Source organism: Pararhizobium sp. LjRoot255 (genome assembly GCF_964252905.1).
GTDB lineage: Bacteria > Pseudomonadota > Alphaproteobacteria > Rhizobiales > Rhizobiaceae > Pararhizobium.
The window spans coordinates 1910659-1927564 of record NZ_CAXUPQ020000001.1 but is presented as its reverse complement, the minus strand read 5'-3'; the positions used below and the strand labels follow the sequence as shown (position 1 = coordinate 1927564).

The 16906-nt window shown below is 62.7% G+C and carries 12 protein-coding genes; 9 read left to right on the top strand and 3 right to left on the bottom strand.

The features are described 5' to 3' along the window. Positions 1-98 precede the first annotated feature (98 nt). From ACSQ2W_RS09385 to ACSQ2W_RS09375, 3 genes are all read left to right on the top strand, one after another. On the top strand, positions 99-236 hold the full coding sequence (locus ACSQ2W_RS09385) for a hypothetical protein (RefSeq protein WP_436086012.1): 138 nt from the start codon (positions 99-101) through the stop codon (positions 234-236). A gap of 197 nt (positions 237-433) precedes the next feature. Then, positions 434-646: a hypothetical protein gene (locus tag ACSQ2W_RS09380; RefSeq protein ID WP_436086011.1), complete on the top strand. Its 213-nt coding sequence runs from the start codon at positions 434-436 to the stop codon at positions 644-646. A 146-nt stretch (positions 647-792) separates the two neighbouring features. Beyond that, a complete protein-coding gene (locus ACSQ2W_RS09375) occupies positions 793-2247 on the top strand; it encodes an FAD/NAD(P)-binding protein (RefSeq protein WP_436087727.1) in 1455 nt (484 codons plus the stop codon). Between the two features lie 52 nt (positions 2248-2299). On the opposite strand, the gene ACSQ2W_RS09370 is transcribed toward ACSQ2W_RS09375, so the two are convergent. After that, the gene (locus ACSQ2W_RS09370; RefSeq protein WP_436086010.1) at positions 2300-2722 is read right to left on the bottom strand and encodes an META domain-containing protein; all 423 of its coding nucleotides are present in this window, start codon (positions 2720-2722) and stop codon (positions 2300-2302) included. A gap of 233 nt (positions 2723-2955) precedes the next feature. Here ACSQ2W_RS09370 and dxr point away from each other — a divergent pair, with 233 nt between their 5' ends. After that, a complete protein-coding gene (gene dxr, locus ACSQ2W_RS09365; protein ID WP_436086009.1) occupies positions 2956-4161 on the top strand; it encodes a 1-deoxy-D-xylulose-5-phosphate reductoisomerase in 1206 nt (401 codons plus the stop codon). A gap of 25 nt (positions 4162-4186) precedes the next feature. Here the strand turns inward: dxr and hemA are convergent, their stop codons facing one another. Continuing rightward, positions 4187-5404, bottom strand: coding sequence for a 5-aminolevulinate synthase (hemA, locus tag ACSQ2W_RS09360; protein ID WP_436086008.1), 1218 nt, complete (start codon positions 5402-5404; stop codon positions 4187-4189). A gap of 502 nt (positions 5405-5906) precedes the next feature. Between hemA and ACSQ2W_RS09355 the strand changes: the two genes are divergently transcribed. The 3 genes from ACSQ2W_RS09355 (at position 5907) to ACSQ2W_RS09345 (ending at position 14134) form a co-directional block, all read left to right on the top strand. Continuing rightward, positions 5907-6161, top strand: coding sequence for a YMGG-like glycine zipper-containing protein (locus tag ACSQ2W_RS09355; protein ID WP_436079870.1), 255 nt, complete (start codon positions 5907-5909; stop codon positions 6159-6161). A gap of 270 nt (positions 6162-6431) precedes the next feature. After that, positions 6432-8354, top strand: a complete 1923-nt coding sequence (locus ACSQ2W_RS09350; protein WP_436086007.1) for an autotransporter assembly complex protein TamA — start codon at positions 6432-6434, stop codon at positions 8352-8354. Positions 8355-8422: 68 nt separating this feature from the next. Beyond that, positions 8423-14134 carry a translocation/assembly module TamB domain-containing protein gene (locus ACSQ2W_RS09345; protein ID WP_436086006.1) on the top strand — a complete coding sequence of 1904 codons (5712 nt, stop codon included), beginning with the start codon at positions 8423-8425 and terminating at the stop codon, positions 14132-14134. An 8-nt stretch (positions 14135-14142) separates the two neighbouring features. On the opposite strand, the gene ACSQ2W_RS09340 is transcribed toward ACSQ2W_RS09345, so the two are convergent. Further along, positions 14143-14586, bottom strand: coding sequence for an Lrp/AsnC family transcriptional regulator (locus tag ACSQ2W_RS09340; protein ID WP_436086005.1), 444 nt, complete (start codon positions 14584-14586; stop codon positions 14143-14145). 139 nt (positions 14587-14725) lie between these two features. Between ACSQ2W_RS09340 and rocF the strand changes: the two genes are divergently transcribed. Together rocF and rocD are read left to right on the top strand one after the other, a co-directional pair. Next, positions 14726-15661 carry an arginase gene (rocF, locus tag ACSQ2W_RS09335; RefSeq protein WP_436086004.1) on the top strand — a complete coding sequence of 312 codons (936 nt, stop codon included), beginning with the start codon at positions 14726-14728 and terminating at the stop codon, positions 15659-15661. A gap of 28 nt (positions 15662-15689) precedes the next feature. Then, positions 15690-16895: an ornithine--oxo-acid transaminase gene (gene rocD / locus ACSQ2W_RS09330; RefSeq protein ID WP_436086003.1), complete on the top strand. Its 1206-nt coding sequence runs from the start codon at positions 15690-15692 to the stop codon at positions 16893-16895. The last annotated feature ends 11 nt before the right edge of the window (positions 16896-16906 follow it).

Here is a 16906-nt window from a genome sequence, read left to right as displayed (position 1 = left end):
CGCCGCTCCGTTGCTCAGGAATTATTTGTCGTGACTGCCCTTCCGAAACAACCGGGCACTCCATATGTTTGCACAGCACCTAAAACAGGAACAATGCTATGCAAATGACCATGCGAGCCGTCGTCTTCGTGATCGTCGGTTCTATCCTGAGCATCCTCTTGGTCAAATATGTCAGGAACGATCTGAACGCCGCAGTCCCGATGATGGACCCTGCCGTCGTGGCAGAGCCGACCTGATATCCCATAATTTTGGGACAAAGCCGCAGAGACTATCCACTTTGCGAATCCCTTCAGACAGAAAACCGCCATATTCGACCGCCACCCATGCCGGGCGCGAGGCATGCGAGCTTCAAGGTACACGCTTATCGTGTGGCCATGGATCACGCTTCTTCACTGGGCAAACGCATATTTCTGATAGGATGGGGACACTGGGCATGACGAAATGGCGCAACGAGCCGATGCTGCCGCATCACGTTGAACTGTGCCAGCGCGTCTTCGACGCGGCCAGGATAGCCCGCAACATAACCCCCGAAAGCGATGCGAACAACCCGGTGGCGGCGCTGGTGCTGACCCTTTACCGGCATGGCGTGCGGGAAGAAGACGAATTGCTCCGCCGCGTTCTTGGCGCTCTGGACGAAAAATCCTGATCGAAAGCTTGGCTGTGCCACAGCCAGCCAAATCCCGTCTTGCTTTTACCCGGCAAATGGATCGAAAACTTACAGGCTTGACTGCCGCCAATACCATCAGGGTTGGCCGGCGGTGAGATGTCATGAACCAATTGATTGTCAATCCGATGACCTTGTCAGTGCGCAGTGAATCGACAGCATCGAAAGCGAAACGGCCGGTGGTCGCCATCATTGGCGGCGGCGTCTCCGGCGCGACCACGGCGTTCTATCTCGCGCAAGCGGACCAGAGCCCGGCGCCGGAGATCGTCGTTTTCGAACCGCGCGACGGCCTGGGCAGGGGGCTCGCCTACGACACGGCGGAACCCGCTCACCGCATCAACGTTCCCGCCGCACGCATGAGCCTTCTCACCGACGACCCGGATCATTTTCTGCGCTGGATCGAGGATCAGTCGGCAACTGCGGGCGATGCCGATGCCCTGCGGCCGGACGGCAATCTCTTTCCCCGGCGAAAGGTGTTCGGCGATTATGTCAATGCCATGCTGCAGCCGCTCATCGCCGACGGCGCCGTCCAGCATCGCCGTGCAGCCGTCGCGCATCTGCTGCGCAACCGACAGCAGCGCTGGTGTCTCGTCGATGAGGACGGCGGCGAAACCCTGGCAGACATCGTCGTCATCGCCACCAGCCATCCGCCACCGGTGGCGCCGGGCGGCCTTCAGACACTGCTGAAGGACCATCCGCGCTTCGTACCAGACCCCACGAAAGCCGGCGCGCTCGGTGCCATCCGCCCCTCCGACCGGGTGCTGGTCATCGGCAACGGCCTGACCTCTGCCGATGTGATCGCATCCCTGGTACTCAAGGGGCACACCGGCGCGATCACCGCGATCTCCCGCCGCGGCCTACGGTCCCGGGGACATGCGCCCTTCCCGCAAGATCCCACAGGCGATTTCCTCGCCGACCCGGCTTTCACGGCTCGAAAGCTGGTCCGGAACATCCGCCGCGCCGTTCGCGAGGCAACCGCAACCGGGCTGACCTGGCATGGCGTCATCGACCAGGTGCGAGCACAGGGCCAATCGATCTGGCAGATCCTGCCGATCGCGGAACGGCAACGTATCGTCCGGCATCTACGGCCTTATTGGGATGTCCACCGCTTCCGGGTCGCACCGCAGGTGGAAACAGCACTGGACGAGGCGATTTCGCAGGGCCGCCTTCAAATTCTCGCCGGGTCGATTGCAGGTACCAACGTCGAGGGCGAGACGGTGCGCTGCGCGCTCCGCCTCCGGCGCGGCCGAGAGACGGTGGAGCGGACCTATGATGCAGTCGTGGTCACCACCGGTCCCGGACATGGCCGCATCCTTGCGAGCCAACCCTTTCTCGCGGAATTGGCAGCGCGCGGCTATCTCGAGCTCGATCAGACCGGCCTTGGGCTTTCCTGTACCCGCAATTGCGAAGCGGTCGGCCCCGTATCCGGTGTAACACCGTCGCTCCTGATTGCCGGCCCCCTGGCGCGCGGCACCTTCGGCGAACTCATGGGTCTGCCGCAGGTGACGGAACATGCGGCGTTCGTCGCTTCCGTGGTTGCCGAGCGCTTGCAAACAGCGAGTCCAGCGCAAAACCCGCTTTAGCGAGAGATCTTTGTTGGTCTTATCGGTGACCAGCGGTCACTTGGACCTAAGTTTATAAGCCGTGCGCGGCAAGGCGCATGACGCTGGTTGAACCGGGTTTCGCGAGCATCAGCTTGCTGTCCTCGATCCTCCAGGAAAGCCCGCTCTTCAACGCATCGAAGAATTTCCACTCCTGGTCCATCACGGCCGGAACGCAGATCTTGCGCGTGGCGCCGGCGGGGCCGAAGATGATCTCGTTGGCCTTCAGGTTGAATGTGCCGGTGTAATGATTGCAGCCGGCAAAGCCGGAATAGGTGCCGTCATCGTTGATTTCGAGCGTCGTTTGTAAGTCGTCGATCACGCCGCCGCCACCGATATCCTCGGCAAGCCATGTTCCGACGAGTTCGGCGGGCACGGATTTGGCGACGACGGTCGAGACGGACGTCGCATCAAGCAGCACACAGGAGCAGGAGACAAACAGCGCAAGTTTCAACATGTGAGATGCCGTCCTTCCGAATTGACGGCGTTTGCCGCGAATCGCCCTCAGGCGCGACCATATCGCCACATCCTGTTTGGAGACACCCTTGTTGACAGTCGCTTTCACCTGTAGAGCCTAGTGCACAATTCCTTAAATCGGAATCGATCTAAGGATAAAATTATGCAGCAGTTTAAGTGCTGCGGCGTCCGCGGCGCTGTAGCGCGAAACAAGAAAAACAACGGGACTTGGCCATGACCTCCGGCGCACCTGAAAAACGCCGCTTGACCATTCTGGGCTCCACAGGCTCGATCGGCACCAACACGCTCGATGTCATCGACCAGCTCGGCGGCCGTGACGCATTCGAGATTGCCGCCGTGACCGGCAATGGCAACATCGGTCTGCTTGCTGCGCAAGCCACGGCGACCGGCGCTGAACTTGCCGTGACCGCCAGCGAGGGCCAATACGAAAACCTGAAATCGGCCCTGGCGGGCACCGGCATCGAGGTCGCCGCCGGCCGCAGTGGCCTGATCGAGGCCGCCGAGCGCGACGCCGACTGGGTGATGGCGGCCATCGTCGGAACAGCCGGCCTCGCGCCGACGCTCGCCGCCGCCAGGCGCGGCGCCGATATCGCGCTCGCCAACAAGGAGTGCCTTGTCTCGGCGGGAGACCTCTTCGTGCGTGCGGTTGCCGAAGGCGGCGGGCGGCTGATCCCGGTCGACAGCGAACACAGTGCCATCTTCCAGTCGCTGGAAGACGATCAGCGCCACGCGGTCGAGCGGATCGTGCTGACCGCATCCGGCGGCCCCTTCCGCACATGGTCGCGCGAGCAGATGGCCGGCGTTACGGCCGAGGTCGCGCGCGCCCATCCGAACTGGTCGATGGGCCTGAAGATCTCGATCGGCAGCGCCTCAATGTTCAACAAAGGGCTGGAAATGATCGAGGCGAAGCACCTGTTCGACGTCGCGCCAAGCCAGATCGAAGTCGTCGTCCACCCGCAGTCGATCATCCATTCGATGGTCGGCTACACCGACGGCTCCGTCATCGCCCAGCTGGGTTGCCCCGATATGCGCACCGCAATCGGCTACGCGCTGACCTATCCGATGCGTACGAAGCTGAATGTCGATCGACTGGACTTCGCCAAACTCGCAAGGCTGGATTTCGAGGCACCGGATGAGGTCCGTTTCCCGGCGCTGCGCCTTGCCCGCACCGCAATGGAGCGCGGCGGCCTGCAGGGCGCGATCATGAACGCGGCCGAGGAAGTAGCCTTCCATGCCTTCGTCTCAGGCCGCATCGGCTTCCTCGATATGGCCGACATCGCCGAGGTGGTCATGGATCGCATGACGGACGTCGCCCCGGCCGCCTCCATGGACGACGTTTTCGCCGCCGACGGCGAAGCCCGCGCCCGTGCTGCTGAAGCGGTAGCCGAAAAAGAAAAGGCCGCCGGAGCGGCGGCCTGATTCCATTCAGTAGGTTAGATTTACCTTACGCAACAGCTCTCGCCAGCGCGCAACGCGACCAGAGCTGGTGCAGCGCGCCGACCAGGTGGTCGATATCGCCGTCCGAATGCAGCGGCGTCGGCGTGATGCGCAGGCGTTCGGTCTTTTTCGGCACCGTCGGATAGTTGATCGGCTGGACATAGATGCCGCAATTGTCGAGCAGCAGATCGGAGATCCACTTGCACTTGGCCGCATCGCCGACGATCACCGGCACGATGTGGCTCGGATTGTTCAAGTGCGGAATGCCGTTCTTGTCGAGCAGGTTGCGCAGGCGGCGAACCCGTTCCTGATGGGCGAAGCGTTCGACCTGGCTTTCCTTGAGGTGCCGGATCGAGGCGACAGCACCGGCGGCGAGCGCCGGCGGCAGCGCGGTCGTGAAGATGAAGCCGGAGGCAAACGAGCGGATGAAGTCGCACAGCGCGCTCGATGCCGCGATATAGCCGCCCATGACGCCGAATGCCTTGCCGAGCGTGCCCTCGATCACCGTCAGCCGATGCATCAGGCCTTCGCGCTCGGCAATGCCACCGCCGCGCGGGCCGTACATGCCGACGGCATGAACCTCGTCGAGATAGGTCATCGCGCCGTATTTGTCGGCGAGATCGCAAATCTCCTTGATCGGCGAAATGTCGCCATCCATCGAGTAGACCGATTCGAACGCAATGATTTTGGGCGCGCGCGGATCGGCGGCAGCCAGTTTCGCTTCGAGGTCGGCGACCGAATTGTGCTTGAAGATCACCCGCTCGCATTTGGAGTGACGGATGCCCTCGATCATCGATGCGTGATTGCCGGCGTCCGAAAAGACGATCACGCCGGGGATCTTCGAACAGAGCGTTCCAAGTGCCGCCCAGTTGGAAACGTAACCGGAGGTGAACAGGAGCGCCGATTCCTTGCCGTGCAGATCGGCGAGTTCGCGCTCGAGCAGCACGTGATAGTGGTTGGTGCCCGAGATATTCCGGGTGCCTCCCGCACCCGCGCCACACTGGTCGATGGCGAGTTTCATCGCCTCGATGACCTTGGGGTGCTGACCCATGCCGAGATAGTCGTTGGAACACCAGACGGTGACGTCCTGTTTTTCGCCATCGGCGTTGTAGCGGATCGCCTTCGGGAATTCTCCGCGCTGGCGCTCCAGATCGGCGAACACGCGGTAGCGGCCTTCCTGATGCAGGCCGTCCAGTTCGCCTTTGAAGAAACTTTCGAAATCCATCATCGTCTCCAGAACCTTGCCGTCTTTTTGATCCAAAGACAGCCTGCGTCAATCCCGAAGCTCGGGATCGCCGCGGCCTGCGGCAAAAGGCCCCTAATTTTGAACAGTTCCAAACTATCCGTCATGGATTTCATTCCACTTAACATTGATCTGAGTCAAGCCCGCGTGGAAAAGGACGAACCACTCCTTCATTATATTCTGCTTCAATGAAACCGGCTGCAATCATGCACCGGAAATTGCAAGCTGGGCGGTGATTTGCGCCGGATTGGCGCCGGAAATTTCTGCGGAGCTGTCACGTTGGGAACAGCGCCTTCAGCTTCCGTTCAGGTTGAATGGCATTTCTTGCAACGAGAGGATTTTGCAGGATATCTGTAGACTTTCGCAGACATGCAATTATCTTCGAAGTTGCAAGTTCGACCGGAGGGGGACCTTACCGTCCAGCTTCCATTCCCGGGGAACGGACGGCGGAGAGGTAGCTTCCGCGTCCAGATTGGAGAACCAAATGAAAAGAGCCATTGCGCTTGTGTTGATTGCCTTGTCAGTCGCAAGCTGCACACAGACTGAAAAGGGTGCCGGCATCGGTGCCGTTTCCGGCGCCATCATCGGCGGCGCGATCACCGGCAACGTGCGCGGCGCAGCCGTCGGCGCGGCGATCGGCGGTGTTTCCGGTGCAGTCATCGGCCATGTCAGCGAGCAGCCGGGCCAGTGCTACTATCGCGACCGCTACGGCCGCCGTTACATCGACGATTGCCCGTGATATAACACACAGGCTGCAGCCGGCAGGGCAAAAAACGCGGCAAGCGGCTTTTGCCCCGGCGACGCGAATACCGCCAGCCCCGGAGAAATCCGGGGCTTTTTGTTTCCCGCACGTCACACGTGCCGCGGTTTTTCTCCAAATTCCCGCGTCATGCCTTCATCACCGTGGCAATGCTGTGTAGGGTCATCGTTAATGAAGGGAAAACCTTGTCATGCAATTGTGCCCCTGCCATGACGGCAGGCGGATGTTGAAAGTAGCCTGGAAAGCGGAATGCGGAAACGAAAGCGTCTGCCGACTGTAAGTGTTGCGTACCGGAACGCTGGCACCGCTTTTGCCGTCGCGGCGCTTGCCGTCTGCGGGCCTTTGTCGGCTACCGAGGCCCATGCCTTCAAGATCTTCGGCATCAGTTTCTTCGAGAGTGACGAGGAAAAAGTCGAGGTCATCGATCCCGTCAACTACAGCCTTACCTTGACGGAAACCTCCGGCGACGAGGATCTGAAGGAGGCGCTGGAAAACAGTTCGCGCCTGTTCCAGGACAAGGACAAACCCGTTTCCGGCGATCTCGGCCTCGCCATCAAGGCGCGCGACGATCGCGATCGACTTCTCGCTGCCCTCTATGAACAGGCCCGCTATGGCGGCACGGTCGACGTCAAGGTGAACGGCCAGGACATCGACACGTTGCCGCCCGACCCGGTGTTTCCGGACGGTGCTCCGGTTCCCGTCGAAATCACCGTGACGCCCGGTCCGGTTTTCACGCTTGGCAATGTCGTGCTCAAGGGAGACGCCCGCGGGCGCAGACCGGACGAATACTTGAAACCTGGCGCGCGGGCGGATTCCACCCTCATCATCAAGGCCGGCGAAAAAGTCGTCGAGGACTTGAAGGAGGAAGGCCGACCGTTTGCCAGGCTGACGGAACGCAGCGCCATTGCTGATCACAAGACGAATACGGTGGATGTGGTCATCGCCGCGGAAGGCGGCCCGGTTGCGCCGGTCGGCACCGTTACCGTGACCGGCACCAAGACCGTTGATCCCGCCTTCGTCGCTAGTTACTCGCGCCTCAACGGCGGCAAGCCCTATTCGCCGGAAAACCTGCGCAGGGCCTCCGAGCGACTGCGCCAGCTCGGCGTGTTTTCGAGCATCACCATCAAGGAAGCCGATGAGCTGGCGCCGGATGGCACCATTCCGATGACCATCGAGGTCTCCGAAGGCAAACACCGCTATTTCGGCGCCGGCGCACAATTTTCGACCACGGACGGTTTCGGCATCCAGGGCTATTGGGGTCACCGCAATCTCTTCGGCCGGGCCGAATCGCTTCGCGTCGAAGGCTCGGTCAACCGCATCGGCGAGACGACCGATGTCGGCAACCTCGATTATTCGGCGGGCCTGCTCTTTGCCAAGCCCGGCGCCTTCGGGCCGGCTTCCACCTTCAACGCCAGCCTGAAGGCGCAGCTTCTCGATCCCGACGCCTATAATGCGACGATTTTCACCGGTGCCGCCGGCGCAACCTTCGAGTTGTCCGATACCGACACGATCTCCGGCGGCGCCGAACTCAGTTGGGCCGATATCGACGACGCCTTCGGCACCAATGAGTATCTGACGGCGGCGATCCCGATCGAATATGTCCGCGACACGCGCGACGACAAGCTCAATCCGACAGCAGGCTACCGCGCCTCGATCAATGCCAAGCCGAGCTATGAGATCAACGGCCAGGCCTTCTTCAGTTCGTTCGAGGGCTCGGCCTCGGCCTATCTCGGCCTCGGCGAGGAAAACCGCTTCGTGCTGGCCGGCAAGCTCGGCGCGGGCGTCCTGGCCGGTGGCGACGGCCTTGCCTCCATTCCGGCCAACCGGCGCTTCTACCTCGGCGGTGGCGGCACGGTGCGCGGCTACTCCTACCAGGAGATCAGTCCACGCAACGGAGATAACGAAATCCTCGGTGGCCGCTCCTATGCAAACGCCTCGGTCGAGGCACGTATCAACATCACCGACAAGATCGGCATTGTTCCCTTCCTCGACGCCGGAACGGTATCGGCCGAAACTACGCCGGATTTTTCGGATATCCGTGCTGGTGCGGGTATCGGCATCCGCTATGCAACGCCGTTCGGGCCGATCCGGCTCGATTTTGCGGTGCCGCTGAACGCCTATCCGGGCGGCACCAAATACGGGATCTATGCCGGGATCGGGCAGTCCTTCTGACTGGTTCAGGAGACCGGCGGCAGAGAGAAGCAATTTCATCGCGACGCAACTTGGACTATGGATAAACCATGAATCGTTTCCTCCGTTTCCTGAAAGCCGCGTCGCGCTGGTTCCTCTATTGCCTCGGCCTCGTCCTTTTCGCCGCCGTGCTGTTCCTGCTCTTTGCCGGTTTTACGGCGCCAGGCGCGCGGCTTGTCGCCGCGGTGATCGAGAAATACGCCTCGACGCCGGACCAGATCGTCCGCATCAACGATCCGAGCGCGCTTCTCACCGGCGATTTCACCGCTTCCAGCGTCACCCTGTTCGACAGCAAGGGTGTCTATGCGGAAATCCGCGAAGTCGCGATCGACTGGTCGCCGACAGCGCTTTTTGCCAAACGCTTCGAAGCGGCGAAGCTTTCCGCGGGATCGGTGCGTCTTGAACGGCTGCCGATCCCCTCGCAGGAAACCCGGGAGGTCCGCGAAACCTTTGCTTTGCCGCTCGATGTCAAGATCGATGCCTTCGACCTTAAAGACGTCGTCATCGGCAAGGAGATCGCCGGCGTCGATCAGTTCCTGAGCGCTCAAGGCAAGCTGAACGCCACAAATGCCAGCATCGCCACCGCCCTTGCCGTCGCGCAGCGCGACCGACCCGACGCCAAGGCTATCGCCGACATCATCTTCAATCCGGCCAGCAACGAGTTGAGGCTGGAGACCACGATCGAGGAGCCGAAAGGCGGCTTGCTGGCCAAGGCCATGCGCCTGCCCGGCGAACCGGCGATCAGCGTCAACGTCACCGGCCAGGGGCCGCTTTCCAACTGGAGCGGCACGGCAACCGCCGCACTCGACGGCCAGGAAGTGCTGAAGCTCGGAGGCCAGCACACGCTGGCAGCCGATGGGTTCCGCACCGTGTCGCTCAAGGGCGGCGGCACGTTCAGCAATCTTCTGCCCGCCGCCTTCCGGCCGCTGTTCGAAGGCACCACCGACATTGATCTTTCCGCGGCGATCGACGGCAAGACCGTCCGCATCGGAACGGGCAATGTCTCCACCGGCGCGCTGACGCTGTCGGCATCCGGTACCTACAGCACGACGGGTGAGAACGACCTGCAGGCGCGCCTCACCGGCAAGAACGGCCCGATCGATTTCCGCCTGCCGCTGGAAAAGGGCGAGGCCCGGCTCGCGATCGACGCGGCGAGCGTCTCGCTGATCGGCGATGCGCAAACCGCGGTGCTCGACATCGGTGCTGCGATCAGCACGGCGACATTGCCGCAGGGTGAGATCGAGGCCATCAAGCTGCATGCCTATAGCGACGCCTTCAACCTTACGACCCGCACCGGCCCGCTCAAAACCACGATAGAAACGGGCGCAACCCGCTTTGCCAGCGCCGATCTCGACCGGCTCGTCAAGGGACCGGTCAAGCTCGACGGCACGCTGTCGCTGACGCCGGAGACGGCGTCCTTCGATCCGATCACGATCGAAAGCGCCAGCATTGGCGGCACATTGATCGGCTCCTATACGATCGCCGAAAACACCGTCGCTACCGCCTTCAAGCTCTTTGCCCTGCCCGCCGTCCTGCCGCCGGCGCTGGCTGCGAAGTTCGACACGACGATCGCCATTGCCGGCAATCTCGGGACAGGCGCCAATGGCAGCGTCAATGTGAGCGACTTCACCATCAAGTCGGGGACCGTCGATGGCGCCGGTTCAGCGGCGTTCGAAACCGATACACTCACGGCCGCGATCACCGGCACCGTGCCGGAGATCGGTAAGCTGCGCGCCGATGCCAAAGGTTCCGCAACCTTCAGCGCCGACGTGACCGGGCCTCTCGATGCGCTCGCCGTCAAGGCGAAGATCACATCGAGCGAGACAACGCTTGCCGGCCGCACCCTGAACGATCTTTTAGTCAACGCCGACGCCGTCATCGGCCGCGATGGACCGACGGGGACTGTCACTGCCAGCGGTACCCTGGAGGGACAGGCGATCAACGCCAAGGCCGATATCGCGACGGCGAAAGGCACGACCAATGTTCCGTCGTTCGAGGCGGTGATCGGGTCAAACACCCTGAAAGGTTCGCTCGACCTGACAAAGGAGTTCGAACCGAACGGCTCGCTGGTCTTCAACTTCCCGGATGTCGGGCTGCTGGCCGCGATGGCCGGACAAGCCGCGTCCGGCGATCTCGCCGGCTCGGCCAGCATCAAGACGGAAGATGGCGTCACCTCCGTTACGGTGACAGCCAGCGGTTCCGGCATCACGCGCGGCGATCTGGTGATAACCAGGCCAGCGGCCGACATCTCCATTGCCGACCTCAAGGCGCTGGCGATCAAAGGCGCGGTCACGGTCGAGGAAGTGAAGCAGGGCAGCAACCTCCTTGCCGGCCTCAAGCTCGGTTTCGAGCAGCAGGGCAACACGACGAATTTCGCGCTCGACGGAACCTATGACGCCGCCCCGCTCAGCGCCCGCGGCGATCTGCACAGCGCTGCCGGCCGCACGACGATCAAGCTGCAATCCTTCGCGGTGGCACCGAAGAAGATCCCGCTGGAACTGGCCCACCCGGCGACCATCGTGATCGAGAACGGCGCCGTCAACCTGCAGCAACTGGCGATCAATGCCTATGGCGGCACCGTGACCCTCACCGGCAGCGCCGGCGAAAAGCTGGACATAACCGCCGCGTTCACCGGTATCGACACCCGCCTGCCGCTCGAAGCCGGCGAGGTGCATATCCTGCTGGATACGGGCACGGCATCGATCAACGGCGACATGCAATCCGCGGTCCTCGATGTTGTGGGCAGCATCGAAGAAGTGGCACTGCCGCAAGGACGCTTCGACGCCGTCAAGCTGACGGCACACAGCGACAACTTCAACCTCACCACCCGCGCCGGGACGGTTGCGGCGACGATCGAGGCCGGTGCGACGCAGCTCACAAATGCCGATCTCGACCGGTTGGTCAAAGGCCCGATCACGGTGGCGACGACGCTCGACGTGACGCCCGAAGCAGTCGGTTTCAGCCCGATCACCATCGGCAGCGCCAATCTCGATGGCGCGCTCGCGGGTTCCTTCAGGCTCGCGGAGAACAGCCTGAACACGACGTTCAAACTCTCGGCCCGTCCGGCCGCCCTGCCCGCCTCCGTCTCGGCAAAATTCGATACGCCGGTGGACGTCGCCGGCACGCTTGCGACCGGCCCCGACGGTGCCGTCAACGTCACGAATCTCAACGTGACCTCCAGCACGCTCCAGGCTGCCGGTTCTGTCGCGCTCAAGTCGCAGAGCCTGACGGCGACGCTGACCGGCACGGTGCTCGACCTCGGCAAGGTGCTGGCTGATGCAGAAGGCCAGGCCAACTTCACGGTCGATGCCACCGGCCCGCTCGACAATCTCGGCCTCAAGGCCGATATCACCTCCCGCGGCGCGACGCTTGCCGGCCGCACGTTGAGCGACCTGCAACTCACGGCGGATGCAACCGCCAATCCGAAGAACCCGCAGGCGAAGATAACCGCCACCGGCGCGCTCGGCGGCCAGGCCATCAACGTCAAGGCCGACCTCGTTTCCAAGGACGGTCGCACCAGCGTGCCGGTTCTTCAGGTGCGGATCGGCGAAAACACGCTGAACGGCGTTGTCGACTTCACGTCCAACTTCCTGCCGCAGGGGACGATCGACTTCACCTTCCCCGATGTCGGGCTGCTGGCCGCCATGGCCGGAGAAAAGGCGTCCGGTGATCTGTCGGGATCGGCATCGATCAAAAGCGACGGCGGTGTAACTTCTATCGCCCTCAAGGCCAGCGGCTCCGGCATCAAGCGCGGCGACCTCGTCATCACCAGGCCGGTCGCCGACATCACCATCGCCGATTTGAAGGCGCTGGCGATCAAGGGCAATCTTTCCGTCGAGACGTTTGCGCAAGGCGCCAACCGCGTCAGCGGCCTGAAGCTCGACTTCGTCCAGCAGGCAAACCAGACCAACGTCGCGCTTGACGGCAGCTATGATGGCGCGCCGCTCAAGCTGCGCGCTGATATCCAGACGGCGGGCGGCAAAACGACTGTCGATCTCGCCTCCTTCACTGCCACCCCGAGAAAGATCCCGGTCAAGCTCTCGGCACCAACGACGATCTCCATCGAAAATGGTACCTTCAGCCTGCAGAATCTGACGATCGCGGCGTCCGGCGGCACGATCGTGATCACCGGATCGGCCGGCGAAAAACTCGATCTCGCCATCAACCTCAAAGCCTTGCCCGCCAGGCTCGCCAACACCTTCGCACCCTCGCTCGGCGCCGACGGCGCCATCACCGGCACGGTCGGGGTCAAGGGCACATCGGCTGCACCGGTCGCCACCTATGACCTGCGCTGGGCGAACGCCGTGGTTGCCCAGGCAAAGTCGGCCGGCGTCAGCGCGCTCGACGTTACCGCCGAGGGCCAGTTCGCCGACAACACCGTCACGCTCGACGCGACGATCAGCGGCGCGGGCGGCCTTTCTTTCAGGGGCGGCGGCAAGCTCGGCCTCACCGGCAAACGGCCGATCGACATGAAATTCTCCGGCAACCTGCCGTTCAGTCTTGCCGCCGGTCTGCTGGCGCAGCAGGGCTTCACGCTGACGGGCGCCGCCAATGTCGATCTCGCCATAAAGGGTACTGCGACGGCGCCGCAGATCACCGGCACGATCTCGACCTCCGGTGCCCGCCTTGTCGATGTCCGCCGCAACCTCGCGATTACCGACCTGACGGCCAATATTGCCCTCGACGGCAAGCAGGCAACCATTTCCAAACTGTCCGGTCGGCTTGCCAGCGGCGGCTCGCTCGATGTCACCGGCACCGTCGGCATCGCGCCTGGCTCCGGTTTTCCGGCCGATCTTTCCATCCGCCTCGACAACGCAACCTATGTCGATGGCAACCTGTTCACGGCCAATGTCGATGGCGCCATGACGCTCAAGGGCTCGCTCATTGCGACACCCATGCTGGGTGGAGCCGTCACCATCCACAAGGCGGCGATCACGATCCCGGAAAAGCTCCCGGCCTCGTTGTCGGAGATCAACATCAAACACAAGAATGCTCCGGCCAAGATCCGCCAGATGCAGGCGGATGTCAAAAAAGACACCGCAAGCAGCGGCGGAGCAAAGAGCAGCAGCATTGCCTTCGACTTGACCGTCAATTCACCCGGAAAACTGTTCGTTCGCGGCCGCGGCATCGACGCCGAACTCGGCGGCGATCTGACGATCCGCGGCACCGCCGTCCAGCCGGCCGTGTCCGGTGGCTTCGAGATGCGGCGTGGCCGATTGGAAATCCTCGGCAAGCGGCTCGACTTCTCGGACGGCACGATCAGCTTCGGCGGCAACCTCATCCCGACGCTCGACCTTGACGCAACGTCGACCGCCGGTTCGACGACGATCACTGTCAATGTCGCCGGTCCTGCCAACAATCCGACTGTCACTTTCTCCTCATCGCCCGCTTTGCCGCAAGATGAAATCCTGGCGCAGCTGATCTTCAACCGTTCACTCTCCAACCTGTCGGCCCTGCAGATCGCCCAGCTCGCAAGCGCCGTCAGCCAGCTTGCCGGTGGTAAATCCACCTCGCTTCTCGACGGCTTGCGCAACAAGCTTGGCGTCGACGACCTCGATATCTCGACGGACGCCAGCGGCGGCGCGCAGGTGACGGCCGGCAAATACCTGAACGACCGCACCTATCTGCAGCTTCAATCCGGTTCCGAAGCCGGCGGCGGCAAGGCGATCATCAATCTCGACGTCGGCCGCGGCGTCAAACTGCGCGGCGAAGCCGGCAGCAGCGGCACGGGCGCCGGCATCTTCTACGAGAAGGAATATTGAGCGACGCGTTATAGCCCCGTCGTCATCTTGCTGGTCTTCAGCAGGATGTTGGTCTCTGTCAGGTTGATCCCGTCGATCAGCCGGATGCGCCGCAGCGTTTCGTCGAAGGTGGCGAGATCCTTGTCCTCAAGCTCGGCAATGAAATCCCAGCGGCCATTGGTGGAATGAAGCGCCCGCACCTGCGGCAGGCCGCGCAGTTGCGCAGCAACCCGATCGGCCATCTTGCCGTGAATCTCGATCATGACGATGGCGCGCACGCCGCTGCCGGACAGTTCCGCGCCGGTGCGGATGGTGAAGGCGGCAATGGTGCCCGACGACACCAGACGATCGATGCGGGCGGCAACGGTGGCACGCGATGCACCGGTTGCCGCAGCCATCGACGAGACCGGCGTGCGGGCATTGTGGCGGAGCGCACTGATCAGCGTATGATCCAGATCGTCAAGGCTTATCATTGTGCTCATCCAGATTTAACAAAGTGCCGATAATAGCCTTCTATCTGTCAGTTTTCCATCTTTTTGCCAACATCTGAAACGGCAATAATCCGCACACAAACCGGGCAAACCGGCATCACGCAAACCTGCGGGGAAATCCATGGCTGAAACCAAGAAAAGCATCGCGCTGATTGGCGCCCCACTCGAGGAAGGCTCCGGCCGCCGTGGTTGCGCCATGGGCCCAGCGGCGCTGCGCATCGCCGGCATCGACACCATCCTCGCCGGTCTCGGCCACAGCGTTGCCGACGAAGGCGATCTGAAGCCGCTGCCGGCCCGCGACCTTGCCAACCATCCGGGCGCCAACAACCTGCAGATTGTCGCGGCCATGACCCGTGCGCTGGACGAATCGGTGCACGACGCGGCCCGCGCCGGCAAGTTTCCGCTGATCCTCGGCGGCGATCATGCCCTGTCGATGGGGTCGGTCTCCGGCATGGCGCGCTATGCGAAGGAACAGGGCCGTCCTCTCTTCGTGCTGTGGCTCGACGCCCATGCCGACTTCAATTCCCCGGCGACCTCGCCGTCCGGCAACATGCACGGCATGCCGGTCGCCTTCTTCTGCGGCGAGGCTGAATTCGCCCCGATTCTCGACAAGGACCGTCCGCTGGTCGATCCGAGACACGTCTTCCAGGTCGGCATCCGGTCCGTCGACGACCGCGAGCGCGAGGAGATCGCCGAGCACGGCGTCAATGTCTACGACATGCGCGCCATCGACGAGACCGGCATGGCACATATCATGCACGAGATCATCGCGACGATTAAGGGCGCGAACGGCATGCTGCATGTCAGCCTCGATGTCGATTTTCTCGATCCCGAGCTGGCGCCTGGCGTCGGCACCACCGTGCCCGGCGGCGCGACCTTCCGCGAAGCGCATCTGATCATGGAAATGCTCTGCGACAGCGGCCTCGTCTCGTCGCTCGATCTCGTCGAGCTCAACCCCTTCCTCGACGATCGCGGCAAAAGCGCCCGCATCCTCATCGAACTGACCGCAAGCCTGTTCGGACGCCGCGTCCTCGACCGCCCCACCCGCAGCGCCTGACCCAAGAAACCGAGCCACTGGAGGCCCCATGAACACGACGAATGCTCTGATCGAAACCGAATACCGGCTCGGCGCGCATAACTACAAGCCGATCGACGTGATCCTGTCGCGCGGCGAAGGCGTCTACGTCTGGGATCTCGACGGCAATCGCTACCTCGACTGCCTCTCGGCCTATTCCGCCGTCAACCAGGGTCATTGCCACCCGAAGATCCTCGCAGCGATGGTGGAACAGGCCCAGAAGCTGACACTGACCTCGCGCGCCTTTCGCAACGACCAACTGGCGCATCTCTACGAGGAGCTGGCAGCGCTGACCGGCAGCCACAAGATTCTGCCGATGAACTCCGGCGCCGAAGCGGTCGAGACCGCCATCAAGGCGGTGCGCAAATGGGGTTACGAGGTCAAGGGCGTTGCGGACAACAAGGCCGAGATCATCGTCTGCTCCAACAACTTCCATGGCCGGACCATGGGCATCGTCGGCTTCTCGACCGATCCGGATGCGCGCACCGGCTTCGGTCCCTTCGCCCCGGGCTTCGTCACCGTGCCTTTCGGCGACATCGACGCCTTCCGCGCGGCAATCAATGAAAACACCGTTGCCTTCCTGATCGAGCCGATCCAGGGCGAAGCCGGCGTCGTGATCCCGCCGCGAGGCTATTTCCCCGAGGTTCGCGCGCTGTGCTCGAGGCACGGCGTCACGCTGATCCTCGACGAGATCCAGACCGGCCTTGGCCGCACCGGCAAGCTGCTTGCCGAAGAGCACGAGGAGATCGAGGCCGACGTGACCCTGATCGGCAAGGCGCTCTCCGGCGGCTTCTATCCGGTTTCGGCCGTGCTTTCGAATTCCGAGGTGCTCGGCGTCTTGAAGCCCGGTCAACATGGCTCGACCTTCGGCGGCAACCCGCTTGCCTGCGCTATCGCCCGCGCCGCGCTGAAGGCGCTGACCGAGGAAGGCATGATCGAGAACTCGGCGCGCATGGGCGATCGCTTCCAGACGGGGCTGAAGGACATCCGCTCCAACATCATCAAGGAAGTTCGCGGCCGCGGCCTGATGCTTGCCGTCGAACTGGTGCCGGAAGCCGGCGGCGCGCGCAAATATTGCGAAGCGCTCAAGGAGCGCGGCATCCTTGCCAAGGACACCCACGGCGACACGATCCGCATCGCCCCGCCGCTGGTGATCACGCAGGACCAGGTCGACTGGGCTATCGAGCAGTTCGCCGGCGTTCTCGCCACGGCGTGATTGGTACCGCA

Excerpts from the sequence above, each read along its gene's own strand:
- ACSQ2W_RS09385 (WP_436086012.1), top strand. The coding sequence starts at position 99 with ATGCAAATGACCATGCGAGCCGTCGTCTTCGTGATCGTCGGTTCTATC.
- ACSQ2W_RS09380 (WP_436086011.1), top strand. The coding sequence starts at position 434 with ATGACGAAATGGCGCAACGAGCCGATGCTGCCGCATCACGTTGAACTG.
- ACSQ2W_RS09375 (WP_436087727.1), top strand. The coding sequence starts at position 793 with ATGACCTTGTCAGTGCGCAGTGAATCGACAGCATCGAAAGCGAAACGG.
- ACSQ2W_RS09370 (WP_436086010.1), bottom strand. The coding sequence starts at position 2,722 with ATGTTGAAACTTGCGCTGTTTGTCTCCTGCTCCTGTGTGCTGCTTGAT.
- dxr (WP_436086009.1), top strand. The coding sequence starts at position 2,956 with ATGACCTCCGGCGCACCTGAAAAACGCCGCTTGACCATTCTGGGCTCC.
- hemA (WP_436086008.1), bottom strand. The coding sequence starts at position 5,404 with ATGGATTTCGAAAGTTTCTTCAAAGGCGAACTGGACGGCCTGCATCAG.
- ACSQ2W_RS09355 (WP_436079870.1), top strand. The coding sequence starts at position 5,907 with ATGAAAAGAGCCATTGCGCTTGTGTTGATTGCCTTGTCAGTCGCAAGC.
- ACSQ2W_RS09350 (WP_436086007.1), top strand. The coding sequence starts at position 6,432 with ATGCGGAAACGAAAGCGTCTGCCGACTGTAAGTGTTGCGTACCGGAAC.
- ACSQ2W_RS09345 (WP_436086006.1), top strand. The coding sequence starts at position 8,423 with ATGAATCGTTTCCTCCGTTTCCTGAAAGCCGCGTCGCGCTGGTTCCTC.
- ACSQ2W_RS09340 (WP_436086005.1), bottom strand. The coding sequence starts at position 14,586 with ATGATAAGCCTTGACGATCTGGATCATACGCTGATCAGTGCGCTCCGC.
- rocF (WP_436086004.1), top strand. The coding sequence starts at position 14,726 with ATGGCTGAAACCAAGAAAAGCATCGCGCTGATTGGCGCCCCACTCGAG.
- rocD (WP_436086003.1), top strand. The coding sequence starts at position 15,690 with ATGAACACGACGAATGCTCTGATCGAAACCGAATACCGGCTCGGCGCG.